The following is a 24,750-nucleotide window of genomic DNA, read 5'->3' as shown; positions in this document are numbered from 1 at the left end:
GGCAGGCATCGGACCGGCCGTTTCGGGAATGGATGGAGGTTGGACAGGTGCTGCCGGCGAATGGCTCAAACCGGGCTCCCGTCGAGCAGGTCGATGCTCGTCGCCGCGGGCAGGGCGGCCGGCGACTCGGGACGATCCTGGACGTAGGCCAGGGCCGGGTTGACCACCAGTTGCCCGGCGATCAGCGCCTTGGAGCCGAGCAGCACGCGATAGCGCATGGACTTGCGGCAGGCCAGGGTGAACTCTACCGGCCACATGCGATCGCCCAGCGCCAGGGTGGTGCGGATCACGTAGCGGGTCTGGGCCTGGCCGTTGGAGCTGCGAATGGTCTTGCGCGCGACCATCGGCGCTTCGCAACGGTGCCGGCGCTGCACCAGCGTGCCGAGGTGGGCGGTGAAGCGCACCCACTTCTCGCCGTCGCGCTCGAAGGGAACGATGTCCGATGCATGCAGGCTGGAGGTGCTGGCGCCGGTGTCGATCTTCGCGCGCAGCCCGACCATGCCCAGTTCGGGAAAGGCGATCCACTCGCGCAGACCGATGACGGAAAGCTGGTCGAATGTCTTCACGGGTAGGCATTCCAGGCGTTTTGCCGGCATTCTAGCAGGGCTATGGGCGGCCGCCAGACGGCTGCCCGAGGATGCCGAAGACGAACCTAGCGGCTGTCGATGACAGTCGCGAGACAGCGGCGGAACGAATACGGGAAATGCCAGTGAGCGAGAAAGACGACGACAAGGTGCGCCTGGACAAGTGGCTCTGGGCGGCGCGCTTCTTCAAGACCCGGGCGCTGGCCAAGGCCGCGATAGAGGGCGGCAAGGTGCATTGCCGGGGCGAGCGGTGCAAGCCGAGCAAGGAACCCAGGGTAGGGGAGGAGTTGACCATTCGTACGGGCTTCGACGAGCGAACCGTGACCATTCGCGCGCTTTCCGTAGTCCGGCGTGGCGCGCCGGAGGCCCAGGCTCTCTACGAGGAAACCGCGGACAGCGTGGCAAGCCGCGAGCGCGCGGCGGCCATGCGCAAGGCCGGGGCGCTGGGCGTACAGACAGAGGGGCGGCCGAGCAAGAAGCAGCGGCGGCAGATCCACCAGTTGCGCGGCGGCCAGGACTGAGAAGCGCCGGTCTCCCGCAGGGGAGACCGGGATGGCCTCAGGCCGAGTCGCGGACCACGCCGAGGCGGCCGATCAGCGGCAATTTCGCCAGCAGGCGGAACAGCGGTTCGGTCACCTGCACCAGCCAGCCGCTGGCCTTCGCCGCCAGCGGTGTGTAGCAGCCCCAGGCGAGGGCCAGCAGGGCCATCTGCAGGCCGCCGATGTAGTCGTCCTGGCCCCAGTGCGCGCCGGCTACCAGGCGCGGCATCATGAACAGCACGGCCAGGGTCCAGATCAGCAGGAACTGCCCGGCGCGGCGAGCGAACAGCGACATGAACAGCGCCCAGACCAGCAGCACCGAGGCGTGGTCGCCGGGGAAGCTGCGCTTGGAGCGGTCCTTGATTTCCCACACGCGTTCCCAGTCCGGGAAGTGGTCGCTGAGGTGGATGGCCTTGTCCATCAGCATCGACAGGCTGGCGTGCTGCCAGTGCAGATGGTGGGCGATCTTCGCGTAGAGCACGCGGATCACCACCAGGATCAGCAGGGTCACGATGAAGCCGAAGGTCAGCCGCCGTACCTGGTTCGCCGGCAGCAGCCAGTCGCCGCGAATCAGCAGGCAGAGCAGGATCACCCCGACCACCGCGTCGAACGGTCGGGTACTGAGCAGGCCCCAGAGTTTCAGCCAGGTTTCGTTGAGGGCGAGGGAGCCGTTGAGCTTGTCGAAGAGCCAGAAGTCGAAGCCGTTCATCAGCTCGCGGGTGGGGCCCCAGAGCCACAGGATCAGCAGCAGGAGCGCCAGAAGATGACAGGTGGCGAACTTGCGCCATTGCCAGGCCGCTTGGAACGGAGAGGCATTATCCATAAAATCGTTTCCCCCTATCGGCGCCGGGTCGGCGTACGACTGTCACGAAGCGCGCTTTTATAGGCCTTTGTCACTCACTTGTCATTCCCTCATTCGTAGCGTTGTGTCCCGCATGTCCCATTCAGATCAGAGCCAGCGTTTCCTTTTCGACGATACCGACGTGCGCGGCGAGATGGTCGATCTCGAGCGCAGCTACAGCGAAGTGCTGGCCAAACATCCCTATCCGGAACCGGTCGCGCAGCTGCTCGGGGAGATGCTCGCGGCGGCCTCGCTGCTCTGCGGCACGCTCAAGTTCGACGGCCTGCTGGTATTGCAGGCGCGCTCCAGCGGCGCGGTTCCGCTGTTGATGGTGGAGTGTTCCAGCGACCGCCAGGTGCGTGGCCTGGCCCGCTATTCGGCGGAGTCCATCGGCGCCGACGCCGGCATGCAGGAACTGATGCCCGAAGGCGTGCTGACCCTCACCGTGGACCCGGTCAAGGGTCAGCGCTACCAGGGGATCGTCGCCCTGGAGGGGGTGAACCTGGCGGAATGCCTGTCTAACTACTTCGCCAGCTCGGAACAGCTGCCGACCCGTTTCTGGCTCAACGCCAACGGCCGCCGCGCCCGCGGCCTGCTGCTGCAGCAGCTTCCCGCCGACCGCCTGAAGGACCCCGAGGCCCGCGAGGCCAGTTGGCAGCACCTGACCACCCTGGCCGACACGCTGACCGCCGAAGAGCTGCTGGCGCTGGACAACGAGACCGTCCTGCACCGCCTCTACCACGAGGAAACCGTGCGCCTGTTCGAGCCGCAACCGCTGGTCTTCCATTGCAGTTGCTCGCGGGAACGTTCGGCCAACGCCCTGGTCAGTCTCGGGCAGGCCGACTGCGAGCGGCTGCTCGAGGAGGAAGAAGGCTCGATCACCATCGACTGCCAGTTCTGCAACCAGCGCTACCTGTTCGACGCCTCCGACGTCGCCCAGTTGTTCGCTGGCGCTGGCAGCCAGGGGCCTTCCGAGACCCGCCACTGACGATTTTTCATCCAGCGGGCTTTTCTGGCATAATCCCGCCACTTTTTTCCTGTAGTGAGTTTTTTGAAGCGCTACGAAGTTTGGAGGACTCGGCCTCTGGCCGACGGGGAACCACATGACGCAAGCCAACAACGCCGTGTACACCGATATCAGCGCCGCCCAACTGGTAGAAGAAGCCATTCGCCGCGGTGAGGGCGAACTGGCCGCCAACGGCTCGCTGGTCGTACGTACCGGCCATCGCACCGGCCGTTCGCCGGTCGACCGTTTCATCGTCGAAGAGCCGAGCACCAAGGACGCGATCGCCTGGGGCAACATCAACCGTCCGTTCCCGGCCGACAAGTTCGATGCGCTGTGGGCCCGCGTGGAAGCGTTCAACAACGCCCAGGACCATTTCGTTTCCCATGTTCATGTAGGTTCCGCCGAGGCTTACTACCTGCCGGTGAAGATGACCACCGCTACCGCCTGGCAGAATCTGTTCGGCCGTTGCCTGTTCATCGAGCCGGAGCAGTACAACCCGGCCGGCAAGGACGAGTGGCAGGTCCTCAATGTCGCCAACTTCGAATGCGTGCCCGAGCGCGACGGCACCAACTCCGACGGTTGCGTGATCCTCAATTTCGCCCAGAAGAAAGTGCTGATCGCAGGCATGCGCTATGCCGGCGAGATGAAGAAAGCCATGTTCTCCGTGCAGAACTTCCTGCTGCCCGAGCGCGACGTGCTGCCGATGCACTGCGCTGCCAACATCGGCGAAGCGGGCGATGTGACCCTGTTCTTCGGCCTGTCCGGCACCGGCAAGACCACCCTGTCCGCCGATGAAAGCCGTTACCTGATCGGTGACGACGAGCACGGCTGGGGCGAGGGCGTGGTGTTCAACGTCGAAGGCGGTTGCTATGCCAAGTGCATCGACCTGTCCGAGAAGAACGAGCCGGTCATCTGGAAAGCCATCAAGTTCGGCGCCGTGCTGGAGAACGTGGTTCTCGACGAAGAGCGCGTGCCCAACTACGCCGATGACAGCCTGACCCAGAACAGCCGCGCCGCCTACCCGCTGGAGCACGTCGAGAAGCGTTCGGAGAAGAACCTCGGCGGCGAGCCCAACGCGGTGATCTTCCTGACCTGCGACCTGACCGGCGTACTGCCGCCGGTATCGATCCTGAACAATGAGCAGGCGGCCTACCACTTCCTGTCCGGCTACACCGCGCTGGTCGGCTCCACCGAGATGGGTTCCGGCGGCGGTATCAAGTCGACCTTCTCCACCTGCTTCGGTGCTCCTTTCTTCCCGCGTCCGGCCGGCGTTTATGCCGAGCTGCTGATCAAGCGCATCAAGGCCTTCGGCTCCAAGGTCTACCTGGTCAACACTGGCTGGACCGGCGGTGGCTACGGCGTCGGCAAGCGCTTCAACATCCCGACCACCCGTGGCGTGATCGCGGCGATCCAGAGCGGCGCGCTGATCGGCGCGGAAACCGAGCACCTGGACATCATCAACCTGGACGTGCCGAAGGCCGTTCCGGGCGTCGAGACCAATCTGCTCAACCCGCGCAACACCTGGGCTGACAAGGCTGCCTACGACGAGGCGGCGAAGGGCCTGGCCAAGCAGTTCATCGAAAACTTCAAGAAATTCGAGGTTTCCGATGCGATCAAGGCCGCCGGCCCGCAGCTGTAAGCCACGTTTCGGCACCATGAAAAAACCGCCTTCGGGCGGTTTTTTCATGGGCGAACGTCAGGGGTAGGTGACGGTGATCAGGTAGTTGCCGGAGCGGCGACCGCTTCCGGCCAGCTCATAGCGCGCCGAGAAATCCCGTTCACCGATGACCGTATCGCTGGGTTGCAAGTGGCGCACCTCGCCGGTCTTCATCGAACGGATGCTGACATCCGCGGTGCGCGCCTGCATGGGACAGCCACTGAGGTGGAAACTGCCCTTGCTTTCGTCTTGGCGGGGAGCGCTCATCGAGCATGGTGGCTCGACAATGGCGCCGGTGAAGCGGATGACGCCGCTGATGCTGCCGGGGGCGGCGAACAGGTTGCTGGAAGTTCCTACAAGAAGACCGAACAAAGCCAGTTGGCCCATCCTGTTCATGAGCTTACTCCTACGTGAGTTCATCCTTATTTTTCTGCGTTCGTGCGTCCCGGGAGGGGCCCTCTCCCAGGCGCTGGCATTGGAGTGGAATATAGGACAATTCCTTAGGAAAATTCCTTCCTAGGAATAGTCCTAGTCCTAATTCTGTAAGTAGCTGCTGTGGGGCTGCGTCGGATTTATTGAAGTCTGGTTTATCTTCTCGCCAATGCCCTAGAGTGGGCGCCCCTTTGTTCCCTCGCAGTGGATTTCCCCCATGCATATCGAAGACGCCGTTCGTAGTCGCCGTGCCATCAAGGGCTACGACTCATCCTTCAGCCTGACTCGCGAAGAGAAGGACCATCTCCTGGACCTGGCGCTGCATGCGCCTTCCGCCTTCAACCTGCAACACGTGCGGCTGGTCGAGGTCAGCGATCCGCAATTGCGCGTGCAGTTGCGTGAAGTGGCCTGGGACCAGGCGCAGGTCACCGACGCGGCGATGCTGGTGGTGGTGTGCGCCCAGCTCGACAGTTGGGAGCGCAACGCGCAGCGGGTCTGGGACGGTGCTCCCGAGGCGGTACAGGCGTTCATGGCAGGCGCCATCGACACCTACTACCGCGGCAAGCCCCAGGTACAGCGCGACGAAGCCATGCGCAGCTGCGGCCTGCTGGCGCAGACCCTGATGCTGGTCGCCCGCGGCCAGGGCCTGGATTCGTGTCCGATGGATGGTTTCGACTTCGATGCCGTGGCCCGGCTGATCAACCTGCCGGACAACCATGTGATCGGCCTGATGGTCGCGGTCGGGAAAAAGGCCGTTGAACCCTGGCCGCGCAGCGGCAAGCTGCCGCGGGAAGAACTGGTCATTCGCGACCGCTTCTGACTGCCCGGATTCCCCTAGTCCGGTCCGGCGGCCCCGACCTGGCGGATCTGTTCGACCAGCCATTGCAGGGCGATGTCGCGTTCGCGCTGGGCCAGAAACACCAGTTCCAGGTGGAACGGGCCGAGGTCGAACGGCAGGTCGAACGATTGCAGGGGCAGCAATCGTTCGAAGTAGTGCGCCAGTTGTCGCGGCAGGACGCCGACCAGGTCGCTGTACGCGGCGATGTGCGCTGCCTGCAGGTAGTTCGGCGTGGTGTAGGCCACTTGCCGCTTGAGCCCCTGGCTGCCCAGCCACTGGTCGACCATCCCCTTGGTCTGCCCGCCGTGCACCCACAGGTGCTGCAGCTCCAGGAAGGTGGCCAGGTCGGGAGCCTGCGCCAGCAGCGGGTGCTGACGCCGGGCGACCAGTTGCAGGGTCTCGCTGGCCCAATGGCGGCGCTGGAAGCGCGCCGGGACGTTTTCGAAGCGGCCTAGCACCAGGTCCAGTTCGCCTTTGTCCAGCGCCTCGGCCGGCAAGGTCGGGGTCAGGTGCTGGATGGCGATGGAGATTCCCGGCGCCCGCTCACTCAGGCGGCGCATCAGGGCGGGCATGCAGATCAGTTCGACGTAGTCGGTCACCGCTACGGTGAAGCGCTGCCGGCTGCGCCCCGGATCGAAGCCCTCGCCGTCGCCCAGGCTCTGTTCGATCTGCCGCAGCGCCGCGCGGATCGGCGCTTCCAGCGCCAGCGCCCGGGGCGTCGGCTGCATCGCACGACCGGCGCGGACCAGCAGCGGGTCGTCGAGCAGCTCGCGCAGGCGGTTCAGCGCATTGCTCACTGCCGGCTGGCTCAGCGCCAGGCGCTCCGCCGCGCGCGAGACGTTGCGTTCGCGCAGCAGCGCGTCAAGGACGCGTAGCAGGTTGAGGTCGAAGGTTTGGATATTCACTGCCTGAATTCCAGCTATCACAAGACTAAATTTCAAAAATAGTACGACCTTCCCCTAAGGTAGTGGTCGCTTTTTGTGCGGTCGGACTGCCCCAGGTTTCGTCCACCGTTCCTCCTGCGCTCGCTACAACGAGGACAAGACCATGAGCCAGAACTTTTCCTTCCGCCAGGCCGCGGTGATCGGCGCCGGCACCATGGGTCGCGGTATCGTCATGTGCCTGGCCAACGCCGGTCTCGACGTGCAGTGGCTGGACAGCAACCCGCAGATGCTCAACCAGGCGCTCGGCGCCGTGGCCGACACCTACGCGCACAACGTGCGCCAGGGGCGCATCGGCGAAGAGGAAGCGGCCGCGCGCCGCGCCCGCATCACGCCGGTCCAGCACCTCGCCGCGATGCGCGAGGCGGACCTGGTGATCGAGGCGGTCTACGAGAACCTGGAACTCAAGCAATCGATCTTCCGCGAGCTGGACGCGGCGCTGAAGCCCTCCGCGGTGCTGGCCAGCAATACCTCCTACCTGGACATCGACGCCATCGCCGCGGTCACCGCGCGTCCGCGTCAGGTGCTCGGCCTGCACTTCTTCAGCCCGGCGCACATCATGCGGCTGCTGGAGATCGTGCGCGGCGCGCAGACCGCGCCGGCGGTGCTGGAGGCGGCCCTGGCGCTGGGCGAGCGGATGGGCAAGGTCAGCGTGGTGGCCGGCAACTGCCACGGCTTCATCGGCAACCGCATGCTCGAACCCTACGCCACCGAGGCCCGCCTGATGCTGCTGGAAGGCGCCCTGCCGTACCAGGTGGACCGGGCTCTCCAGGCGTTCGGTTTCGCCATGGGGCCGTTCCGCATGTACGACGTGGTCGGTATCGACCTGGAGTGGCGCGCCCGCGAGTTGGCCGGGGTCGGCCAGGACCAGCCGGCCGTGCAGGTGGACAACCGCCTTTGCGAGATGGGCCGCTTCGGCCAGAAGAGCGGTGCCGGCTACTACCGCTACGCGCCGGGCAGCCGCCAGGCGGAGCACGATACCGAGGTGGATGCCCTGGTGCTCCGGGTTGCCGAGACGCTGGGCTACCCGCGGCGCGATTTCGCCGACGAGGAAATCCTCGAGCGTTGCCTGCTGGCGCTGGTCAACGAGGGCGCGAAGATCCTCGACGAGGGTATCGCCGCCCGTAGTGCCGACATCGACACTGTCTACCTGAACGGCTACGGCTTCCCCGCCGCGGAGGGCGGTCCCATGGCCTGGGCCGATCGCCTCGGCGCGGCCGAGCTGCTGCAACGCTTGCGTTTCCTCGAACAGCGCCACGGCGCGCGCTGGAAGCCGGCGTCCCTGGTCGAGCGCCTGGCCGCCGAGGGCGGAGCCTTCGCCGACCTGCAGGAGGTGCGCTGAGATGGATTACCAGGCCCCCTTGCGCGACATGCGCTTCGTTCTCCATGAACTGTTCGATGTCGGCGCGCATTGCGAACTGCTGGGCAACGGCATCGATCGCGAACTGATCGACGGCGTGCTCGAGGAAGGCGCGCGCTACACCGGCCAGGTGGTGGCGCCGCTCAATCGCAACAGCGACGAGGAAGGCGCGAAGCTGAAGGACGGCGTGGTGACCACCCCCACCGGCTTTCGCGAAGCCTACCGGCAGTACAGCGAGAACGGCTGGGCGAGCATGACCGGACCCACCGAGTACGGCGGCCAGGGCTTCCCGCAGATGGTCTCCGCGTGCTTCCACGAGATGCTGATGGCCGCCAGCCTGTCCTTCCGCGTCTATTCGGGGCTGACCGAGGGCGCCGTGCTGGCCCTGTACAAGCATGGCGACGAGGCGTTGCGGCGCGACTACCTGGGCAAGCTGGTGAGCGGCGAATGGGCCGGCACCATGTGCCTGACCGAACCCCAGGCCGGCACCGACCTCGCCCTCCTGCGCACCCGCGCCGAGGCGCAGGCCGACGGCAGCTACGCGATCAGCGGCAGCAAGATCTTCATCAGCGGTGGCGAGCAGGACCTCACCGAGAACATCGTCCACCTGGTGCTGGCGCGCCTGGCGGACGCGCCGGCCGGGGTGAAGGGCATCAGTCTGTTCCTGGTGCCGAAGTTCGTCGCCAATCCCGATGGCTCCCTGGGCGAGCGCAACAGCCTAGGGTGCGGCGCCATCGAGCACAAGATGGGGATCAAGGGCGCCTCCACCTGCGTGATGAACTTCGACGGCGCCAGGGGCTGGCTGCTGGGCCAGGCGAACCAGGGCCTGGCCTGCATGTTCACGATGATGAACGACGCGCGCTTCCAGGTCGGCCTGCAGGGCCTGGGTATCGCCGAACGGGCCTTCCAGGGCGCCCTCGGCTACGCCCGCGAACGCCTGCAGTCGCGCGCCCTGGTCGGCCCGCAGGCACCGGACAAGGTCGCCGACCCGATCATCGTGCACCCCGACGTGCGGCGCATGCTGCTGACCCAGAAGACCCTGGTCGAAGGCTGCCGCATGCTGGCGGCCTGCTGCGCACGCCAGCTCGACCTGGAACACGGCCATCCGGATGCCGACGGCCGGCGCGCGGCGACGCGCCGTGCAGCGCTGCTGATCCCCATCGTCAAGGCCTTCCTTACCGATGTCGGCCAGGAAGTCGCCAGCCTCGGCGTACAGGTCTATGGCGGTCACGGTTTCATCCGCGAATGGGGCATGGAGCAGTTGATGCGCGACAGTCGCATCACCCAGATATACGAAGGCACCAATGGCATCCAGGCGCTCGATCTGGTCCGCCGCAAGCTGCTCGGCGACCAGGGCGGCGAACTGCTGGCGCTGCAAGGCGAACTGGCGGTGGCCAGCGAGGCGCTGCAAGGGCGTGCTGCGCTGGCGCCACTGGCTGAGCCGGTGCTGCAACGCCTGGAGGAGTGGCGGCAGCTCACCGGCCAGGTACTCGAGGCCTGCGCCCGCGATCCCCAGGAGATCGGCGCCACTTCGGTGGACTTCCTCCAGTACAGCGCCTACGTATTGCTCGCGGCCCTCTGGTTGCAAGCCGCGGCACGAGCCCAGGAAGCGCTGGACGGCGGCTCCGGCGAGGGCGATTTCTATCGGGCCAAGCTGCGCAGCGCCGATTTCTACCTGCGGCGCATCCTGCCGCGGGCGAGCATGCACCGCGAAGCCTTGCTCGGTGGCGCCGACTGCCTGATGGCCCTGCCCGAGGAGCATTTCTCGTTCTGACGGGCGTCTCGCCCAAGGAGACCGATATGCAAGCTTTCAGTTTCGCCACTACCGCGCAGATCCTCTGCGAGGCCGGCTCCGCCATCCGCCTGGCGGAACTCTGCCGCGAGCGAAGGGCGCGCCGCGTGTTGATCGTGACCGACCCGGGGATCACCCGGCTCGGCTTGCTGGATGCGATCCTGCCCGGCTTCCCGCGCCTGGGCCTGGCCGTCGAGGTGTACGACCAGGTGCTCGCCGATCCGCCCGAGGCGGTGGTCGAGGCCGCGCTCGGGCGGGCGCGGGGCATGGCTGCCGAGCTGGTGGTCGGTTTCGGCGGCGGCAGCTCCATGGACGTAGCCAAGCTGGTCGCGCTGCTCGCCCACCCAGAAGCAGGGCAGGGGCTCGGCGAGGTCTTCGGGGTCGGCAACGCACGCGGGCCGCGCCTGCCGCTGATCCAGGTGCCGACCACCGCCGGGACCGGCTCCGAGGTGACGCCGATCGCCATCGTCACCACCGGCGAGACCACCAAGATGGGCGTGGTCTCGCCCCACTTGCTGCCCGACCTGGCGCTGCTCGACGCCGACCTGACCCTCGGCTTGCCGCCGGCGGTCACCGCGGCGACCGGTATCGACGCGATGGTGCATGCGATCGAGAGCTATACCAGCAAACTGAAGAAGAACCCGCTGTCCGACCTGCTGGCGCGGGAGGCGTTGCGCCTGCTGGCGGCCAACCTGGAACGCGCGGTAGGCGACGGCGGCGACCGCGAGGCGCGCCAGGCCATGCTGCTGGGCGCCTGCCTGGCCGGGCAGGCCTTCGCCAATGCGCCGGTGGCGGCGGTGCATGCCCTGGCCTATCCGCTGGGAGGGCATTTCCACATTCCCCACGGCCTGAGCAATGCGCTGGTGCTACCGGAGGTGATCCGTTTCAACGCTCCCGCTGCCGCTGGACTCTATGCCGAGCTGGCGCCGCTGCTGCTGGGCGACCGCTTGCGTCCGGGCGATCGCGACGCGCTTACCGTGCAGCTGATCGACGAACTGGCCCAGCTCAGTCCGCGCAACGGCCTGCCGAGCCGCTTGCGCGACGCCGGGGTGGACGAGGCGATGCTGCCGCGCCTGGCCGCCGACGCGATGCTCCAGCAGCGTCTGCTGGTCAACAACCCGCGCGAGGTCGGCGAGGCGGATGCCCTGGCGATCTATCGCGCGGCATACTGAATCCCTTCTACGAGGACCGGGCATGGCGACCGCCCTGCGACCGCTGCGCGAGCAGTACCTTCATTTCCAGCCGATCACCACGCGCTGGCACGACAACGACATCTACGGACACGTGAACAACGTGACCTACTATGCGTTCTTCGACACGGCGGTGAATACCTACCTGATCGAGCGCGGCGGCCTGGATATCCAGGGCGGCGAAGTGATCGGCCTGGTGGTCAGTTCCAGCTGCGACTATTTCGCGCCGGTGGCCTTCCCCCAGCGGATCGAGATGGGCCTGCGGGTGGCGCGCCTGGGCAACAGCTCGGTGCAGTACGAACTGGCCTTGTTCCTCGAAGGGCAGCGGGAGGCCTGCGCGGCCGGGCGTTTCGTGCATGTCTTCGTGGAGCGCCGAAGCAGCCGCCCGGTGGCCATTCCGCAGGAACTACGCGATGCGCTGGCCGCGCTTCAGAGCGCGGCCCAGTGACAGAGATCGCCCGCCGCCCGTGACAGGGCGATGGCGTGCAGCTCGTCCAGGCGATCGTCGCGTACCTGCCGTTGCAGCGCCTGGTTGAGCCTCGGCCGGCAGTCGTCGACGCGCAGTTCGGCGAGCGCCGGGGCGTAGCCGCGCAGCAGCTCCAGGTTGAGCTGATTGAGGCGGCTGCGGATGCGCTCCAGGTCGACCGCCTGGCCAGCGTCCGGTAGCGGCCGGCTGAGCAGGCGGTACTGGACCAGCTTGTTCGCCTCGATCTGCGCGGCGAACAGCAGGCGCACCTGCTCGGCGCCGACCCCGTGGCTCCCGGCTTGTCCGGCGAGCATCTGCAACTGTTGTTCTTCCCGCGGGCTGTCCTGTACCGCCTTGCCCGACTGGGCCTTGCTCTGGGCTACCTGATCGGCTAGTTGCAAACGCTGGCTGCTCAGGCTCAACAGTTGCTGGAGAGCCGGTGACAGCGGCTGGGCCTGGAGCAACGGGCCTTGCAGGAGCAGGAGGGCAAGCAGGCCCCAACTGGCGAACGACGGGCGCATCTGGAAATCTCGGATGGAATTGATGTCCGGCACGCTAGCAAAGCGAGCCCGGTGCGACAATCCATGACATGGCGTGAGGCGAACAGGAAGCGCTGGATGGGACATTTCTGATTGAACGTTTGCAGTCTCGACGCTGGAGCAATGTTCTGTGACCATCCCTCCACACCATTTCATTCACCAAAGGGGCCGGTTTGCCCCTGCTATGACTGGCAAGGACGCGGAACATGGGTTTCCTGATACTCTCCCGCCGAGAAGGCGAAGGCATCACCCTGTCCCTCAAGGCCGACTACCCGGCGGAGGAACTGATTCGGCAATTGCGCGAAGGCGGCATCCGGATCCTGGTCACCGATATCATCGGCAACCAGGCCCGGGTCGGGATCGAGGCGCCGCGTGGCGTCCTGATCGTTCGCGACGAGTTGAAAACGGCACCGAAAGGCTGACGAACGGTAGAAAGTAAAAGCCCCGCGTTCGCGGGGCTTTTACACATCAGCTTCGGCAAGCATGCCGATCAACGATGCTTGTGCTTGCGGTGTTTCTTGCCGCGGTGACCGCTGTCGTTGTCCTTGCCCAGGTTGTTACCGACCGCGCCACCCGCTGCGCCGCCGAGGCCTGCACCTATGGTCGCGCCGGTGCTGCCGCCCAGCTTGTTGCCGATCACCGAACCGCCGGCCGCGCCTAGCCCGCCACCCAGGGCGGCTTCGGTCTTGCGCCCGTCCTTGGCGGTCATCGCGCCGCCGGCCGCGCCACCCAGGCCGGCGCCTATGGCGGCACCGGTGCTACCGCCGATGGCGCCGCCCACGACGTTGCCCAGGGCACCGCCTACGCCGCCGCCCACCGCGGTCTTGGTGGAATCGCCGGCGAGCGCGGCTTGTGCGCTCAGCAGGCCGAACGCGATTACCAGGAGAGATTTACGCATCGTGCGTGCCTCATCGTTTCAATCGGGAGGGAAATACGGTCGTTCGCACAAAGGCCGGACCATCCGGCCCGGCCTTTGCGTCGTAGGGAGCGGCGGGTTCAGTCGTCGTAGTAGCGACGATGATGCTTGTGGCGCTTCCACTTCTTGTACTGGCCATAGTGATGGCCGTTGTCATGCCGGTAATAGCCATCGCGATAGCCGGCGCGGCGGTAGTAGCGACGGTCGCGGTAGTCGTCATCGTCGTCGTAGCGGCGGTTGCCGTCGCCATAATGGTTGCCCAGCGCGCCGCCGCCGGCGCCGCCGAGGGCCGCGCCGATCAGGCCACCGGTGCTGCCACCGATCTGCCGGCCGATGACGTTGCCGCCTGCGGCACCGAGGCCGCCGCCGATCGCGGCTTCGGTCTTGTTGCCGCGTCCGGCGCCGACTGCACCGCCCGCAGCGCCACCGATGCCACTACCGATCGCGGCGCCAGTGCTGCCGCCGACCGCATCGCCGACGACCGAACCCAACACCCCGCCCAAGGCGCCGCCGATGGCCGCGCGGGTGTCGTCGCCTGCGAAGGCGGTACTACCGACCAGACTCAGGGACAACAGGAGTATCGAGGAATACTTCATAGAGAGTTTCTCTCTGTGGGGATGACGGCTGCGATGCTGGGGTTGGCCCAAACCGCTGACAAGCGCCAGCCGACGATTGGTAGAGCAAATTCGAAATATTCCAAGTACTTGTTTTGTATGGGGAACTTTCTTAAGTAGAGGCGGTCGTAGACCGAATGTGAAGCGCGATTTCAGGGTCGAAATCGGTATTTTTGCTGGCGGGATGCTGGCCATTCTAACGCCGACGAGCGGCCTGCCTTCAAGGCCTTTCATCGACTTTTTCCTTAAGACGCCGCCTCCTGTTGCAGGAGGCGGCGTTTTTCATGGGCTTCAGATAATGCGCCCGTCGCCCGTGGCCTTTTCCAGGCGTACCGCGATGAACTTCGAAGTCGGCGTATGGCTGCCGACGCCGACGCTCTCCAGCGGCACCAGGGGATTGGTTTCCGGGTAGTAGGCGGCTGCCTGGCCGGCCGGGATGTCGAAGGCGAGCAGGGTGAAGCGGCGTACCCGGCGTTCGATGCCATCGCTCCACAGCGAGACCAGGTCGACCTTGTCGCCCGGCTGGTAGCCCAGGCGGCGGATATCCGCCTCGTTGGCGAATACCACTTCGCGCTGACCCTTCACTCCGCGATAGCGATCGTCCAGGCCGTAGATGGTGGTGTTGTACTGGTCATGGGAGCGCAGGGTCTGCAGGATCAGGTCGGGTTCGAGGCCGCTGTCGCGCACCTGTGCCGGCAACAGGTCGCGGGGCAGCGGGTTGGCGACGAAGTTGGCCTTGCCGCTGGCGGTGTTCCAGCGTCGTTCGCCGGCGGAGTTGCCGAGGTAGAAGCCACCGGGATGGCGGACGCGGCGGTTGAAGTCGGCGAAACCGGGGATGGTGTCGGCGATCAGCTCGCGGATGCGCTCGTAGTTGGCGATCAGCGCGTCCCAGTCCACCGGATGGTTGCCCAGGGTTGCCTTGGCGATGCCGGCGATGATCGCCGGCTCCGAACGCATCTGCTGCGAGAGCGGCTCCAGTTGCCCGTAGGATGCGTGGATCATGCTGAACGAGTCTTCCACCGTGACCGCCTGCGGGCCTTCGGCCTGGCGGTCGATGTCGGTGCGCCCCAGGCAGGGCAGGATCAGTGCGTCGCGGCCGGTGGTCAGGTGGCTGCGGTTGAGCTTGGTGCTGATGTGCACGGTCAGGTCGCATGACGCCAGGGCGGCGTGGGTGCGCGGACTGTCCGGGGTGGCCTGGGCGAAATTGCCGCCCAGGCCGATGAAGACCTTCGACTTGCCGGCGAGCATCGCGGCGATCGCCTCGACGGCGTTGTGCCCGTTGTGGCGTGGCACTTCGAAGCCGAAGCGCCGTTCCAGTGCGTCGAGCAGCGCCGCCGGCGGCCGCTCGTTGATGCCCATGGTGCGGTCGCCCTGCACGTTGCTGTGGCCGCGGACCGGGCAGAGACCGGCGCCCGGGCGGCCCAGGTTGCCGCGCAGGAGTTGCAGGTTGACGATTTCCTGGATGATCGCCACCGAATGATGGTGTTGGGTGATGCCCATCGCCCAGCAGACGATGACCCTGTTCGCCCGCCGGTACATCCGCGCAGCCTGTTCGATTTCCGCCAGGCTCAGCCCGGACTGGCGCTCCAGGTGTTCCCAGGGGGTGGCATCCAGTTCGGCCAGGTAGGCCTCGAGGCCGTCGGTGTGCTCGGCGATGAAGGCGTGGTCGAATACCGGCTCGCCGCCCTCGGCCTGGGCGTCGCGCTCCCAGGCGAGGAGGAACTTGGCGATCCCGCGGATCGCCGCCATGTCGCCGCCCAGTGCCGGACGGAAGAACGCGGTGTTCAGCGGCGAGGACCCGTTGGTCAGCATTTCCAGCGCATTCTGCGGATGCTGGAAGCGCTCCAGGCCGCGCTCCTTGAGAGGGTTGAAGCAGACCACCTGGGCGCCGCGCTTCACTGCTTCGCGCAGCGGCTCGAGCATGCGCGGGTGGTTGGTGCCGGGGTTCTGCCCAAGGATGAAGATCGCGTCGGCGTGTTCGAAGTCGTCGAAGGTCACGCTGCCCTTGCCGACCCCGACGCTGCGGCCCAGTGCCACGCCGCTGGCCTCGTGGCACATGTTCGAGCAGTCGGGGAAGTTGTTGGTGCCGAACGCGCGGACGAACAACTGGTAGAGGTAGGCCGCCTCGTTGCTGGCCCGCCCGGAGGTATAGAACTCCGCCTGGTCGGGGCTATCCAGGCGGCGCAGGTGCTCGGCGACCAGGGCGAAGGCGGCGTCCCAGGTGATCGGCTGGTAGTGGTCGCTGAGCGGGTCGTAGCGCATCGGTCCGGTGAGGCGGCCCTGGTATTCCAGCCAGTAGTCGCTCTGTTCGCGCAGGGCGCTGACGCTGTAGCGGGCGAAGAACGCCGCGTCGACGCGGCGCTTGGTGGCTTCCCAGTTGACTGCCTTGGCACCGTTCTCGCAGAACTTCACCCGGCCGTCTTCCGGCGAGTCGCCCCAGGCGCAGCCGGGGCAGTCGAAACCGCCGTTCTGGTTGGTCTTGAGCAGGGCGCGGAGGTTCTTGAACGGCTGTTTGCTGTCCAGCCAGAAGTGCGCCACGCTGCGCAGCGCGCCCCAGCCGGCGGCGGCGCCGGCATAGGGCTTGTAGCGGGGTTGGAGAGGTTGCAGGCTCATGGCGGACTCACTCGGTTGCGGCCGGCGCCGGGCTGTAGACCCGCGGGGCGTTGTGATGGGGCTGGTGGATCAGGTTCAGTTGGTGGCGGCGCGCCCATTGCACGGTCAGGGCGGTGGGGGCGGAGAGGCTGACCAGGGTGCCGATCCCGGCACGTACGGCCTTGTGGATAAGCTCCAGGCTGCAGCGGCTGGTGACCACGGCGAAACCGCGCGCGGCGTCGAGGCCTTGGCGGTGCAGGGCGCCGATCAGCTTGTCGAGGGCGTTGTGGCGGCCGATGTCCTCGCGACACAGGCGCAGCTCGCCATGCCCGTCGAAATACAGCGCGGCATGCAGGGCGCCGCTATGGCGCGCCAGTCGCTGGGCCTGCTCGATACGCTGGCGCAGGGCGCCGAGATGGGCGGCGGGAGGCAGCGCCTGCGGCGACCGTTCCGGCAGTTGCGGCAGGGCCTGCTCCAGGGCTTCGACGCCGCACAGGCCGCAGCCGGAAGTGCCGGCCAGTTGCCGGCGTTGGCGCTTGAGGTTCCAGAACGCGCGGCTGCTGATTTCGACCTCGGCGTGGAGGGATTCGCCCTGGCCGCTGACGCGGATTTCATAGATGTCGTCGATGGACTCCACGAAGCCGCTGCTGAGGCTGAAACCGCGGACGAAATCCTCGATGTCCTCGGGCGAGGCCATCATCACCGCCTGGTTCAGTCCGTTGTAGCTGATCGCCACGGCACACTCGGCGGCAAGGGAGGCCTGGCCGACCTGCTGCGGCAGGTGCAGGTCGGCGTAGCGGTAATCGTCGGGAACGGCGGAAGGCGCCCAGGTATCCGCGGATACCGGGCATGCAGGCTGGCAAGGCATGGGCTGGGCCCTATCGTTCTAGGTGTGGCACCAGCCTAGGCCTGACGCGGGGCAGCGTCTAATCGGTTGTGCCGATGCGCTGATCGAGGTGATCTATCAAGACTGCGGCGCCAACCAGTTCCGGGCTTCCTCGAAACAGGCTTCGGCCAGCGCCGAGCGCGGCTGTCCGCTGCGGATGATCAGACCGAGCGCTGCCAGGGTATGGGCGTCCTCGATGGGGATCAGGCGCAACTCGCCGTCGACTTCGCTGCCCAGCGGCATGATCGCGCAGCACAAGCCGCGCTGCACCGCCTGCAGCAGTTGCTGTACCGAGTCGGTTTCCAGGCGCGCGATGGGGCTCAACCCGCGGCTGCGGAAGTTGTGGTCGATGGATTGGCGGAAGTGCATGCCCGCCGAGAGCAGGCCTAGCGGCAGGCCAGCCAGCGCTTCCCAGTTCAGCAGCGCGGCGTCGAGCGGGAAATGGCTGGGGTGATGGAGCAGGCCCATGCGGGTCTCCGCCAGTTCGATGCCCTCGAAATGGCTGCGGTCCAGACGGTCCAGATAAGAGACGCCGAGATCGAACTGGTTGCGCGCCAGGCCTTCGAGTACCTGTTCCGAACTCAGGGAATAGAGCTGGAAACGCAACTCCGGGTGGCGCCCGGCCATGTGCTGGACCAGGCGCATCGGGTCGAAGCTGGCCAGCGGCACCACGCCCAGGCGCAGGGTCCCGACCAGTTGCCCGCGGCAGGCGGCGGCTTCCGCGTACAGCCCTTCCTGGGCCGCCAGCAGGCTGCGTGCCCAGGCCAGTACGCGCTCGCCGGCCTCGGTGAAGCCTTCGAAGCGCTGGCTGCGTCGCACCAGTTCCAGGCCGAGTTCTTCCTCCAGGCTGCGCAGGCGCATGGACAGGGTCGGCTGGGTGACGTGGCAGCGCGCGGCGGCCTGGCCGAAGTGGCGGGTTTCGTCGAGGGCGCAGAGGAATTTCAGTTGCTTGATGTCCATCGGCGCTTCCGTGGCGGGGGTGTCGCCGAATCTTAACGCGAATGGGCGCAGTGTTATGGGGTGACGAAGGAGCCTGGGGATATTTCGCCGGTTTTTGCAGTCTAGACTTGGCTAGTCGCGGATCGGGATTGCGCCGGCCGCTTGCAACCGTAACCGTAAAGGGAGAACCAAAGATGGGTATTTTCGCGTTCGTGAAGGAAGCCGGTGAAAAGCTGTGGGATACGCTGACGGGGCATGAGGCACAGGCGGCCGAGTCGCTGAAGGAGCACGTCGCCAAGGCCGGCCTGGGCAACCCGAACATCCAGGTTTCGGTGGAAGGCGACAAGGTCATCGCCTCGGGCGAGGTGGCCAGCCAGGAGGAGAAAGAGAAGATCCTGCTGGCGCTGGGCAACGTCGCCGGCGTCTCCTCGGTGGAAGACAAGATCACCGTGGCCCAGGCCGCTCCGGAGGCGCGCTTCGTCACCGTGAAGAAAGGCGACACCCTGAGCGCCATCGCCAAGGCCGAATACGGCAATGCCAACGCCTACATGAAGATCTTCGAGGCCAACAAGCCGATGCTCAGCCATCCGGACAAGATCTACCCCGGCCAGGTCCTGCGCATTCCCGAGTGATCCCGGCGTTTCGCCAACCCCGCCCGCGTGGCGGGGTTTTCGTTTCCGTGGCGCGAGGGTCCGTTGGGCATTGCTGCCCGGCTTCGCTCCCCACGGCGAACCGCTTTTCGGGCACTAGCCACCATCGTTATGGCGGGCAGGCGGACAACCGCGGCTACGGCAGTCCTTCGAGCAGCCGCCGGTAGTCCTCCTGGGCAGCGAACTCCTCGGTGTCCCGGACCTGGCCACGGCTGTCCGGGTGGCGTACCGCCAACAGGTGGGCGACACCATAGGCGCGGGCGCTGCGCAGGATCGGCAGGCTGTCGTCGATGAACAGGCTGCGCTGCGGGTCGAAGCCGAAATCGGCTTGCAGGGCGCTCCAGAAGCGCGCGTCCTCCTTCGGGTAGCCGTAGTCGTGGGAGCTGATCAGTCGGTCGAAATAGGGCGCCAGTTCGATCCGTTCCAGCTTCAGCGACAGCGAGTCGCGGTGCGCGTTGGTGATCAGCGCCACGCGCTTGCCGGCCCGGCGCAGGGCGGCGAGGAAGGTATCGGCGTGCGGACGCAGCGAGATCAGGTGCGCCACCTCGTGCTTGAGTTCGCGGATCGACAGGTCCAGTTCCCGGCTCCAGAAATCCAGGCAGTACCAGTTGAGCTGGCCGGCGTGTTCGCGGAACAGCGGCTCGAGCACGGCGTCGGCTTCGGTGCGACTGAGGCCATTGCGTTCGGCATAGCGCTGGGGCAGGTGTTCCAGCCAGAAGTGGTTGTCGAAGTGCAGGTCGAGCAGGGTGCCGTCCATGTCGAGCAGCACGGTGTCGATGGCGGACCAGGGCAGGGTGGGCATGGCGGCTCTTGTCGCGGTTCGTCGCGATCGATGCGGAAATCTGTCGCTTCCCATCAATCTCCGACAGGGATAATCGGAAAAGCCGGGGTATGATAACCCGCCGGCTTCGCCAAGGAGTTATCCACATGCGTCAGAAACCCACCGTACTCGCCAGCGAGATCGTCGCGAAGAGCCGACTGTTCGCTGTCGAGGAGTTGCAACTGCGCTTCAGCAATGGCGTCGAGCGCACCTACGAGCGTCTGGTCGGCAAGGGCCAGGGCTACGGTGCGGTGATGGTGGTGGCCATGCTCGATGCCGAGCACGCGGTGCTGGTGGAGGAATATTGCGCCGGGGTCGACGAATACCAGTTGTCGCTGCCCAAGGGCCTGGTCGAGCCGGGCGAGGACATCCTCGCGGCGGCCAACCGCGAGCTCAAGGAGGAAGCGGGCTACGGTGCCCGGCAACTGGAGCACATCACCGAACTGTCGCTGTCGCCGGGCTACATGAGCCAGCGCATCCAGGTGGTGCTGGCGCGCGACCTCTACGAGGAGCGCCTGCCGGGCGACGAGCCGGAGCCGATGGGCGTCGATCGCATCAGCCTGCGCGAACTGTCGAGCCTGGCCCAGCACGCCCAGTTCAGCGAAGGCCGCGCCCTGGCCGCGCTGTACCTGGTGCGCGACCTGCTCACCCAGCGCGGCGAGTACCAGGCATGAGGCCGGTGCCTTGGGGCGAATTGGTGGCGCTGGTGCGGCGCGCCGGCGAGGCGATCCTGCCGCACTGGCGCGCCGACGTGGCGGTGCGCTCGAAGGCCGACGAATCGCCGGTTACCGCCGCCGACCTGTCCGCGCACCATATATTGGAGGCGGGGTTGCGGGCGCTGGCGCCGGACATTCCGGTGCTTTCCGAAGAGGATTGCGAGATACCGCTGAGCGAGCGCGGCCACTGGCGGCGCTGGTGGCTGGTGGACCCGCTGGACGGCACCAAGGAGTTCATCTCCGGTAGCGAGGAGTTCACCGTCAACGTGGCCCTGGTCGAGGATGGCCGGGTGCTGTTCGGTCTGGTCGGCGTGCCGGTGAGCGGCCGCTGCTACTACGGTGGCGCCGGTCTCGGTGCCTGGCGCGAGGAGGCCGATGGCCGCGCGCAACCGATCAGTGTGCGCCTGGAGCCCGAGGAGGCCTTCACCGTGGTGGCCAGCAAGCGCCATGGCAGCCCGGCCCAGGAGCGCCTGCTGGATGGCTTGAGCGAGCGCTTCGGCGACCTGCGGCGAGCCAGCATCGGCAGTTCGCTGAAGTTCTGCCTGCTGGCCGAGGGCGCTGCCGACTGCTATCCGCGCCTGACGCCAACCTCGCAATGGGACACGGCCGCCGCCCAGGGTGTGCTGGAAGGCGCCGGCGGCGAGGTGCTCGACCTGCATGGTGCGCCATTCACCTACGAGCCGCGCGAGGACTACCTCAACGGCTCCTTCCTGGCCCTGCCGCGCGCCGCCGAGTGGCGCAGCGAGCTGATCCAACTGGCGCGCGCGCTGCACTGAAACGAAAGAGCTGGTCGAACCCTAATGCTGTTTACTTAAGAAAAACGCCGCACCCCAATGGGGGCGCGGCGTTTTTCTGATCTGTTTTCTGGTCTCTATGGGAGATTACGATGTTTTGCCCGCTCGGGCTGACAGAAAACATGCAAATAGCCCGCAGCAGATGACTGACAGCGGGATTCGGTAGTGGCTCACCAAATATTCACTTTGGTGAACGGCATGACCGTATGAGCGGGGCTTTTCGTTGAGCTGTCGGCCGGTGCCGATAGGGGTGGCGCCTGAGTAAGTTCCTGTGTGATTTTTTCCGAAGCCTGGGGAGGATCATGGGCTCCATGAAAACTCCATCGTAATCGCACACGGGGAGAGCATGTAGAGCGTAGAGTTCTCGCGTTTGCGGGAGGGCACTATGCCAACATATCCATCGATCTATCGTTTTCGTGTTTTAGCTGCGGCTGTGATGGCGAGCGTATCGATTTATCTATTCTCAGCTTCGCTGGGTATGGATGTTTTGAAAAGCTCTGAGGTGTTGGCAGATATCTATCCTGAGAATATGAATGACTATGCTTCAAGACTGACCGCTGAAGAGAAATTTCAAGACGAGTTGTTCCGGCAGCTTACCGATAAGATCTATCTGGAGCGGTATTCGATTTGTGCGCTTATTTTGGCGCTCGCTATATTCTTTCTGCCATCTCCGGTAGTCGTGAGGAGAAATCGTGTGCTTTTGGTTTTTCTCTATTTGGCGACTCCAGTTTCCATTGTGCTTTCAGAAGTTTTAGCAACCTCTTTAAGTCTGGATAGAATGCTGTATCCAACGTGGAGGGACAATATAGTAGTTGCCTGGTTTGTCTCTTGCGCGGTCGCTTTTGCCGTCTGTTTTATGCTCCTGCCGTTGCTGAATATAGGTTGGCGTAGTACCTCTGGAGGACTGATATTTCGCAGTAAGACCACACAGGTGTTGAGTGGAATTCTTCTTGCGGTTTGGCTGGTAGGGTTTGCCTGCTCTTTTTTCAGTGGGGATTATGAGGCAATGCTTCCCCTATGGCTGGGGTTCGTATTTTTTTACTATGTGCTTTCCTCCAGCGATGAGAAAACACCTGTCAATAAATAGGTGTTTCGAGGGGCTATCAGAACGGATATCCAGTGCCTGATAACTCAATGGGAGCTTCACCGTGGAGCTTGATGTCAAAATTGGCCGATCGGTGCTTTTTCAGCTCCGCCAGGAACTTCGTCGCTGTTTGTTCATCCATGAGACGCTGGAAGTCCAGATCGGCATCGTACCCGTGAACTTCCAGCGGCTGTCGGTGAAACGCTGGAACTGGCCATCACCTGATCCAGCGCATCCAGATAGGCTCGCCGAGTGGCGCAGCGAGCTGATCCAACTGGCGCGCGCGCTGCACTGAAACGAAAAGGCCCGGTCTAGCCGGGCCTTTTCCGTTGTGGCGGCGCTCAGTCGAGCATGTCGCTGAAACGCGCGTCCTTCTTGTATACCAGCGGCTGGCTGAAGCCGGGCACCGTCACCTGTTCGGCGCTGACCTCGATGGCGTGTTCGTCGATCAGGTCCTGGCCGAAGTTGTAGATGATCTCCAGGTCGCCCTGCAGCGCGCGCTGGTCGTAGGCGCGGGCGGCGGCGCGGGTCTGCTCGCGCTTCTCGACGTAGGCGGCGAAGGCCGCTTGGCCATGGCGCTTGCGCAGCATCTTCTCGGCGATTCGCGGCGACAGCACCACGCCGCTGGCGTTGTTGCCGCCGAAGCCCTTGGAGTTGATGAAGCACACCTCCAGCGGCTTGTCCTGGCGCATGTCGCGATTGGAGATGCTCAGGCGCTGCTGGTGGACGTCGTCGGCGACCTTGTCGATGGTCTTGATCCCAGGGAGGATGCCGTACTTGAAGGTGCCCAGGGCGGAAATCAGTTGATCGGCGCTGGCGGTGGCCAGGGAGTGGCCGACGTAGGCCTTCACCGCGGTGACCGGCCAGCCGTCGATGCCGAAGGCGCTGGCCACGCGGTCGAGGATTTCCGATTCGGTGACCCGGTTGGCCGGCGTGCTGGAGCCGTGGGCGTGGACGAAGCTGGCGTGGCGCACGGTGTCCAGGCCGACGATCTGCACCGCGCTGGCCACCGCCTTGGCTACCGTCAGGTAGTTGCCCGGGCCGGGGGCGGAGATGGACTTCTTGAAACCGTCGGCGTTGATGAACACGTCGGTTACCGCGCCGTGGATATCCGCGCCCAGGCGCAGGGCCAGTTCGTCGTCCATCAGCACTACGTATTGGCTGGACTCGGCCAGGGTGAAGCCGCAGTTCTCGCCGAAAGGCCGGCTGGCGCGGCGGAAGTCCACGTCGTCGCGGCCTTCGATCAGGCGCAGGCCTTCTTCGGTGGCCAGTGCGCCCATGGCACTGTAGCCCTCGATGCACTCCGGCAGGATCGGCGCCTCGCTGTTGCCGACGATGACCACCCGGGCCTGGCCGCTGGTGATGACGTCGATACCCTTCTGCAGGTTGTAGAGGAAGGTGGCGCAGGCGCCTGTGATGCTGCCGGTCATGCCGACGCTGCCGAGCACGTAGGCATTGATGAAATCGGTGGGCATGCTGTTGAAGCCCAGCGGCAGTTGCTTGGCCGAGACCCGGTGGCCCTTCAGGCGGGATTGCATCAGGCCGCCGAAACCGTTGTCGTCGAGCTGGCTCATGATGCTGCCGGAGAATACCGCGATCTCGTCGGGCTGGACGTTGTCGACGATGGTCTTCCAGTCGATGCCGGTGGAGCGGATCGCGTCGGTCGCGGCGACCACCGACATCTGCAGGCCGCGCGGGTGGAAGCGCGAGTTGTACAGCTCGCCCGGTTCGAAACCGGTGGGCAACTGGCCGGCGGACTTCACCGTCAGCGCACGGTAGCTGTCCACCTTGAACTCGCAGCGCTCGTGGATGCTCACCAGCACCTCGCCGTCCTCCGCGGGAGCGATCGACCAGTTGGCCGGCAGCGGCTCGGGCAGTTGCTTGGGCGAGGCCTTGAAGGTCAGCGCCTGGCCTTCGGCAGGGGACAGCTCGAGGACCTTGTGCCAGTGGACTGCATCCGGGTCGAGGTACTGCGGTTCGATGCGTCGCACCAGGGTAGAGGCGAAGATGCGTTCGGCGTAGCGCCGCTCGATGTCCTCCGGGGACAGCGGCGTGCCGTCTTCGGCCAGGTAGCGGCCGCCTTCGGCCTTGACCAGTTTCATCATGACCGCCAGGCCGGCTAGGGTTTCCTGGCGCGCCTGCGGGTCCATCGATTCGATGACCATGCGGCGGAAGCCGTGGTGGAAGGAACTACGGCCTGCTGCGTTGTAGCCACCGAAACCAACAATGACCGGTAGTCGAGACATCACTCAGAAACTCCTTCGAATAGTCGTTCGCGTGCCGGGCTGCTGCCTGGTCCGGAGCGGGAAGCGCGTGGCGGCGATGGCGGCCTTTCCCGTCGGCGAGGCGAGCTTCACGGACCCGGGCACGAGCCAGTGGCCGTTGAAATGATCAGGGTGACTATGCTGACGTGAATCATGACTATCGAGTCACGTATTTTCCTACTGAATACCGCGTTGCGTGGGCTTTCCACAAGTGCTGGCGGTCTGCCGTGGGGGGATTGACGCCCATGGCCGGGCTGTTGGCAGAGGTGGGGCGTGGGCGAGTGTTGCGG

Annotated in this window: 26 protein-coding genes; 14 read left to right on the top strand and 12 right to left on the bottom strand. The window is 65.5% G+C overall.

Going from position 1 to position 24,750, the window contains the following annotated elements; translation table 11 throughout:
• Nucleotides 1-65: 65 nt before the first annotated feature.
• Nucleotides 66-500 (bottom strand): ATP-dependent zinc protease family protein, encoded by a 435-nt coding sequence (locus ACM0M4_RS29045; RefSeq protein WP_003120400.1) that lies wholly within the window; start codon nucleotides 498-500, stop codon nucleotides 66-68.
• 209 nt (nucleotides 501-709) lie between these two features.
• On the opposite strand from ACM0M4_RS29045, the gene ACM0M4_RS29040 reads away from it, so the two are divergent.
• The gene (locus ACM0M4_RS29040; RefSeq protein ID WP_003120401.1) at nucleotides 710-1,105 is read left to right on the top strand and encodes an RNA-binding S4 domain-containing protein; all 396 of its coding nucleotides are present in this window, start codon (nucleotides 710-712) and stop codon (nucleotides 1,103-1,105) included.
• A gap of 37 nt (nucleotides 1,106-1,142) precedes the next feature.
• Here the strand turns inward: ACM0M4_RS29040 and ACM0M4_RS29035 are convergent, their stop codons facing one another.
• Nucleotides 1,143-1,946: a phosphatase PAP2 family protein gene (locus ACM0M4_RS29035; protein WP_003096247.1), complete on the bottom strand. Its 804-nt coding sequence runs from the start codon at nucleotides 1,944-1,946 to the stop codon at nucleotides 1,143-1,145.
• Between the two features lie 112 nt (nucleotides 1,947-2,058).
• Between ACM0M4_RS29035 and hslO the strand changes: the two genes are divergently transcribed.
• Together hslO and ACM0M4_RS29025 are read left to right on the top strand one after the other, a co-directional pair.
• Entirely contained in the window at nucleotides 2,059-2,952 is an 894-nt protein-coding gene (gene hslO, locus ACM0M4_RS29030) for an Hsp33 family molecular chaperone HslO (protein ID WP_003109983.1), read from the top strand.
• Nucleotides 2,953-3,067: 115 nt separating this feature from the next.
• Entirely contained in the window at nucleotides 3,068-4,609 is a 1,542-nt protein-coding gene (locus tag ACM0M4_RS29025) for a phosphoenolpyruvate carboxykinase (RefSeq protein WP_003109982.1), read from the top strand.
• A 57-nt stretch (nucleotides 4,610-4,666) separates the two neighbouring features.
• Here the strand turns inward: ACM0M4_RS29025 and ACM0M4_RS29020 are convergent, their stop codons facing one another.
• Complete coding sequence (locus ACM0M4_RS29020) at nucleotides 4,667-5,023, bottom strand: hypothetical protein (protein WP_003109981.1); 357 nt, start codon at nucleotides 5,021-5,023, stop codon at nucleotides 4,667-4,669.
• Nucleotides 5,024-5,276: 253 nt separating this feature from the next.
• On the opposite strand from ACM0M4_RS29020, the gene ACM0M4_RS29015 reads away from it, so the two are divergent.
• Nucleotides 5,277-5,879 (top strand): nitroreductase family protein, encoded by a 603-nt coding sequence (locus ACM0M4_RS29015; RefSeq protein ID WP_003100063.1) that lies wholly within the window; start codon nucleotides 5,277-5,279, stop codon nucleotides 5,877-5,879.
• A gap of 14 nt (nucleotides 5,880-5,893) precedes the next feature.
• On the opposite strand, the gene ACM0M4_RS29010 is transcribed toward ACM0M4_RS29015, so the two are convergent.
• Nucleotides 5,894-6,802: a LysR family transcriptional regulator gene (locus ACM0M4_RS29010; protein ID WP_003096239.1), complete on the bottom strand. Its 909-nt coding sequence runs from the start codon at nucleotides 6,800-6,802 to the stop codon at nucleotides 5,894-5,896.
• A gap of 142 nt (nucleotides 6,803-6,944) precedes the next feature.
• Between ACM0M4_RS29010 and ACM0M4_RS29005 the strand changes: the two genes are divergently transcribed.
• The 4 genes from ACM0M4_RS29005 to ACM0M4_RS28990 are packed head-to-tail and all read left to right on the top strand — an operon-like array spanning nucleotide 6,945 to nucleotide 11,628.
• Nucleotides 6,945-8,180 carry a 3-hydroxyacyl-CoA dehydrogenase gene (locus ACM0M4_RS29005; RefSeq protein ID WP_009877227.1) on the top strand — a complete coding sequence of 412 codons (1,236 nt, stop codon included), beginning with the start codon at nucleotides 6,945-6,947 and terminating at the stop codon, nucleotides 8,178-8,180.
• A 1-nt stretch (nucleotide 8,181) separates the two neighbouring features.
• Entirely contained in the window at nucleotides 8,182-9,972 is a 1,791-nt protein-coding gene (locus ACM0M4_RS29000) for an acyl-CoA dehydrogenase C-terminal domain-containing protein (RefSeq protein WP_003118026.1), read from the top strand.
• Between the two features lie 26 nt (nucleotides 9,973-9,998).
• Nucleotides 9,999-11,162, top strand: a complete 1,164-nt coding sequence (locus tag ACM0M4_RS28995) for an iron-containing alcohol dehydrogenase (protein ID WP_003123674.1) — start codon at nucleotides 9,999-10,001, stop codon at nucleotides 11,160-11,162.
• A 22-nt stretch (nucleotides 11,163-11,184) separates the two neighbouring features.
• The gene (locus ACM0M4_RS28990; RefSeq protein WP_016254019.1) at nucleotides 11,185-11,628 is read left to right on the top strand and encodes an acyl-CoA thioesterase; all 444 of its coding nucleotides are present in this window, start codon (nucleotides 11,185-11,187) and stop codon (nucleotides 11,626-11,628) included.
• On the opposite strand, the gene ACM0M4_RS28985 is transcribed toward ACM0M4_RS28990, so the two are convergent.
• On the bottom strand, nucleotides 11,610-12,167 hold the full coding sequence (locus ACM0M4_RS28985; protein ID WP_003118024.1) for a chorismate mutase: 558 nt from the start codon (nucleotides 12,165-12,167) through the stop codon (nucleotides 11,610-11,612). The genes ACM0M4_RS28990 and ACM0M4_RS28985 overlap by 19 nt on opposite strands.
• A 224-nt stretch (nucleotides 12,168-12,391) precedes the next feature.
• Here ACM0M4_RS28985 and ACM0M4_RS28980 point away from each other — a divergent pair, with 224 nt between their 5' ends.
• Nucleotides 12,392-12,607, top strand: a complete 216-nt coding sequence (locus ACM0M4_RS28980; protein WP_003096222.1) for a carbon storage regulator — start codon at nucleotides 12,392-12,394, stop codon at nucleotides 12,605-12,607.
• 68 nt (nucleotides 12,608-12,675) lie between these two features.
• Here ACM0M4_RS28980 and ACM0M4_RS28975 read toward each other — a convergent pair whose 3' ends face one another.
• The 5 genes from ACM0M4_RS28975 to ACM0M4_RS28955 form a co-directional block, all read right to left on the bottom strand.
• Nucleotides 12,676-13,083, bottom strand: coding sequence for a glycine zipper domain-containing protein (locus tag ACM0M4_RS28975; RefSeq protein WP_003100051.1), 408 nt, complete (start codon nucleotides 13,081-13,083; stop codon nucleotides 12,676-12,678).
• Nucleotides 13,084-13,181: 98 nt separating this feature from the next.
• Complete coding sequence (locus ACM0M4_RS28970; RefSeq protein ID WP_003100049.1) at nucleotides 13,182-13,697, bottom strand: hypothetical protein; 516 nt, start codon at nucleotides 13,695-13,697, stop codon at nucleotides 13,182-13,184.
• Nucleotides 13,698-14,006: 309 nt separating this feature from the next.
• The gene (locus ACM0M4_RS28965; protein ID WP_023090179.1) at nucleotides 14,007-16,328 is read right to left on the bottom strand and encodes an FdhF/YdeP family oxidoreductase; all 2,322 of its coding nucleotides are present in this window, start codon (nucleotides 16,326-16,328) and stop codon (nucleotides 14,007-14,009) included.
• A 7-nt stretch (nucleotides 16,329-16,335) separates the two neighbouring features.
• Complete coding sequence (gene fdhD, locus ACM0M4_RS28960; protein ID WP_003100044.1) at nucleotides 16,336-17,175, bottom strand: formate dehydrogenase accessory sulfurtransferase FdhD; 840 nt, start codon at nucleotides 17,173-17,175, stop codon at nucleotides 16,336-16,338.
• Between the two features lie 96 nt (nucleotides 17,176-17,271).
• Nucleotides 17,272-18,153 (bottom strand): LysR family transcriptional regulator, encoded by an 882-nt coding sequence (locus ACM0M4_RS28955; RefSeq protein WP_003100042.1) that lies wholly within the window; start codon nucleotides 18,151-18,153, stop codon nucleotides 17,272-17,274.
• Nucleotides 18,154-18,326: 173 nt separating this feature from the next.
• Between ACM0M4_RS28955 and lysM the strand changes: the two genes are divergently transcribed.
• Complete coding sequence (gene lysM, locus ACM0M4_RS28950; RefSeq protein WP_115288907.1) at nucleotides 18,327-18,764, top strand: peptidoglycan-binding protein LysM; 438 nt, start codon at nucleotides 18,327-18,329, stop codon at nucleotides 18,762-18,764.
• 154 nt (nucleotides 18,765-18,918) lie between these two features.
• On the opposite strand, the gene yrfG is transcribed toward lysM, so the two are convergent.
• Nucleotides 18,919-19,584 (bottom strand): GMP/IMP nucleotidase, encoded by a 666-nt coding sequence (yrfG, locus tag ACM0M4_RS28945; protein WP_003114065.1) that lies wholly within the window; start codon nucleotides 19,582-19,584, stop codon nucleotides 18,919-18,921.
• 125 nt (nucleotides 19,585-19,709) lie between these two features.
• Here yrfG and nudE point away from each other — a divergent pair, with 125 nt between their 5' ends.
• The 4 genes from nudE (at nucleotide 19,710) to ACM0M4_RS28925 (ending at nucleotide 22,491) form a co-directional block, all read left to right on the top strand.
• Entirely contained in the window at nucleotides 19,710-20,276 is a 567-nt protein-coding gene (nudE, locus tag ACM0M4_RS28940) for an ADP compounds hydrolase NudE (RefSeq protein WP_003096206.1), read from the top strand.
• Nucleotides 20,273-21,094: a 3'(2'),5'-bisphosphate nucleotidase CysQ gene (gene cysQ, locus ACM0M4_RS28935; protein ID WP_012614652.1), complete on the top strand. Its 822-nt coding sequence runs from the start codon at nucleotides 20,273-20,275 to the stop codon at nucleotides 21,092-21,094. The genes nudE and cysQ overlap by 4 nt, the downstream gene beginning before the upstream one ends.
• A gap of 403 nt (nucleotides 21,095-21,497) precedes the next feature.
• Nucleotides 21,498-22,199: a hypothetical protein gene (locus ACM0M4_RS28930; RefSeq protein WP_108202004.1), complete on the top strand. Its 702-nt coding sequence runs from the start codon at nucleotides 21,498-21,500 to the stop codon at nucleotides 22,197-22,199.
• Between the two features lie 61 nt (nucleotides 22,200-22,260).
• Entirely contained in the window at nucleotides 22,261-22,491 is a 231-nt protein-coding gene (locus ACM0M4_RS28925; protein ID WP_124014481.1) for a hypothetical protein, read from the top strand.
• Between the two features lie 46 nt (nucleotides 22,492-22,537).
• On the opposite strand, the gene fabY is transcribed toward ACM0M4_RS28925, so the two are convergent.
• Complete coding sequence (fabY, locus tag ACM0M4_RS28920) at nucleotides 22,538-24,442, bottom strand: beta-ketoacyl-ACP synthase FabY (protein WP_003114068.1); 1,905 nt, start codon at nucleotides 24,440-24,442, stop codon at nucleotides 22,538-22,540.
• Nucleotides 24,443-24,750 lie beyond the last annotated feature (308 nt).

The sequence above is a fragment of the Pseudomonas sp. 18-147 genome, assembly GCF_051048045.1.
GTDB lineage: Bacteria > Pseudomonadota > Gammaproteobacteria > Pseudomonadales > Pseudomonadaceae > Pseudomonas > Pseudomonas aeruginosa.
This window is presented reverse-complemented; position numbering and strand designations above follow the sequence as displayed.

What these genes read in the sequence shown, in the direction of transcription:
- ACM0M4_RS29045 (WP_003120400.1), bottom strand. Translation starts at nt 500, where the DNA reads ATGGTCGGGCTGCGCGCGAAGATCGACACCGGCGCCAGCACCTCCAGC.
- ACM0M4_RS29035 (WP_003096247.1), bottom strand. Translation starts at nt 1,946, where the DNA reads ATGGATAATGCCTCTCCGTTCCAAGCGGCCTGGCAATGGCGCAAGTTC.
- hslO (WP_003109983.1), top strand. Translation starts at nt 2,059, where the DNA reads ATGTCCCATTCAGATCAGAGCCAGCGTTTCCTTTTCGACGATACCGAC.
- ACM0M4_RS29025 (WP_003109982.1), top strand. Translation starts at nt 3,068, where the DNA reads ATGACGCAAGCCAACAACGCCGTGTACACCGATATCAGCGCCGCCCAA.
- ACM0M4_RS29020 (WP_003109981.1), bottom strand. Translation starts at nt 5,023, where the DNA reads ATGAACAGGATGGGCCAACTGGCTTTGTTCGGTCTTCTTGTAGGAACT.
- ACM0M4_RS29015 (WP_003100063.1), top strand. Translation starts at nt 5,277, where the DNA reads ATGCATATCGAAGACGCCGTTCGTAGTCGCCGTGCCATCAAGGGCTAC.
- ACM0M4_RS29005 (WP_009877227.1), top strand. Translation starts at nt 6,945, where the DNA reads ATGAGCCAGAACTTTTCCTTCCGCCAGGCCGCGGTGATCGGCGCCGGC.
- ACM0M4_RS29000 (WP_003118026.1), top strand. Translation starts at nt 8,182, where the DNA reads ATGGATTACCAGGCCCCCTTGCGCGACATGCGCTTCGTTCTCCATGAA.
- ACM0M4_RS28995 (WP_003123674.1), top strand. Translation starts at nt 9,999, where the DNA reads ATGCAAGCTTTCAGTTTCGCCACTACCGCGCAGATCCTCTGCGAGGCC.
- ACM0M4_RS28990 (WP_016254019.1), top strand. Translation starts at nt 11,185, where the DNA reads ATGGCGACCGCCCTGCGACCGCTGCGCGAGCAGTACCTTCATTTCCAG.
- ACM0M4_RS28985 (WP_003118024.1), bottom strand. Translation starts at nt 12,167, where the DNA reads ATGCGCCCGTCGTTCGCCAGTTGGGGCCTGCTTGCCCTCCTGCTCCTG.
- ACM0M4_RS28980 (WP_003096222.1), top strand. Translation starts at nt 12,392, where the DNA reads ATGGGTTTCCTGATACTCTCCCGCCGAGAAGGCGAAGGCATCACCCTG.
- ACM0M4_RS28975 (WP_003100051.1), bottom strand. Translation starts at nt 13,083, where the DNA reads ATGCGTAAATCTCTCCTGGTAATCGCGTTCGGCCTGCTGAGCGCACAA.
- ACM0M4_RS28970 (WP_003100049.1), bottom strand. Translation starts at nt 13,697, where the DNA reads ATGAAGTATTCCTCGATACTCCTGTTGTCCCTGAGTCTGGTCGGTAGT.
- ACM0M4_RS28965 (WP_023090179.1), bottom strand. Translation starts at nt 16,328, where the DNA reads ATGAGCCTGCAACCTCTCCAACCCCGCTACAAGCCCTATGCCGGCGCC.
- fdhD (WP_003100044.1), bottom strand. Translation starts at nt 17,175, where the DNA reads ATGCCTTGCCAGCCTGCATGCCCGGTATCCGCGGATACCTGGGCGCCT.
- ACM0M4_RS28955 (WP_003100042.1), bottom strand. Translation starts at nt 18,153, where the DNA reads ATGGACATCAAGCAACTGAAATTCCTCTGCGCCCTCGACGAAACCCGC.
- lysM (WP_115288907.1), top strand. Translation starts at nt 18,327, where the DNA reads ATGGGTATTTTCGCGTTCGTGAAGGAAGCCGGTGAAAAGCTGTGGGAT.
- yrfG (WP_003114065.1), bottom strand. Translation starts at nt 19,584, where the DNA reads ATGCCCACCCTGCCCTGGTCCGCCATCGACACCGTGCTGCTCGACATG.
- nudE (WP_003096206.1), top strand. Translation starts at nt 19,710, where the DNA reads ATGCGTCAGAAACCCACCGTACTCGCCAGCGAGATCGTCGCGAAGAGC.
- cysQ (WP_012614652.1), top strand. Translation starts at nt 20,273, where the DNA reads ATGAGGCCGGTGCCTTGGGGCGAATTGGTGGCGCTGGTGCGGCGCGCC.
- ACM0M4_RS28930 (WP_108202004.1), top strand. Translation starts at nt 21,498, where the DNA reads ATGCCAACATATCCATCGATCTATCGTTTTCGTGTTTTAGCTGCGGCT.
- fabY (WP_003114068.1), bottom strand. Translation starts at nt 24,442, where the DNA reads ATGTCTCGACTACCGGTCATTGTTGGTTTCGGTGGCTACAACGCAGCA.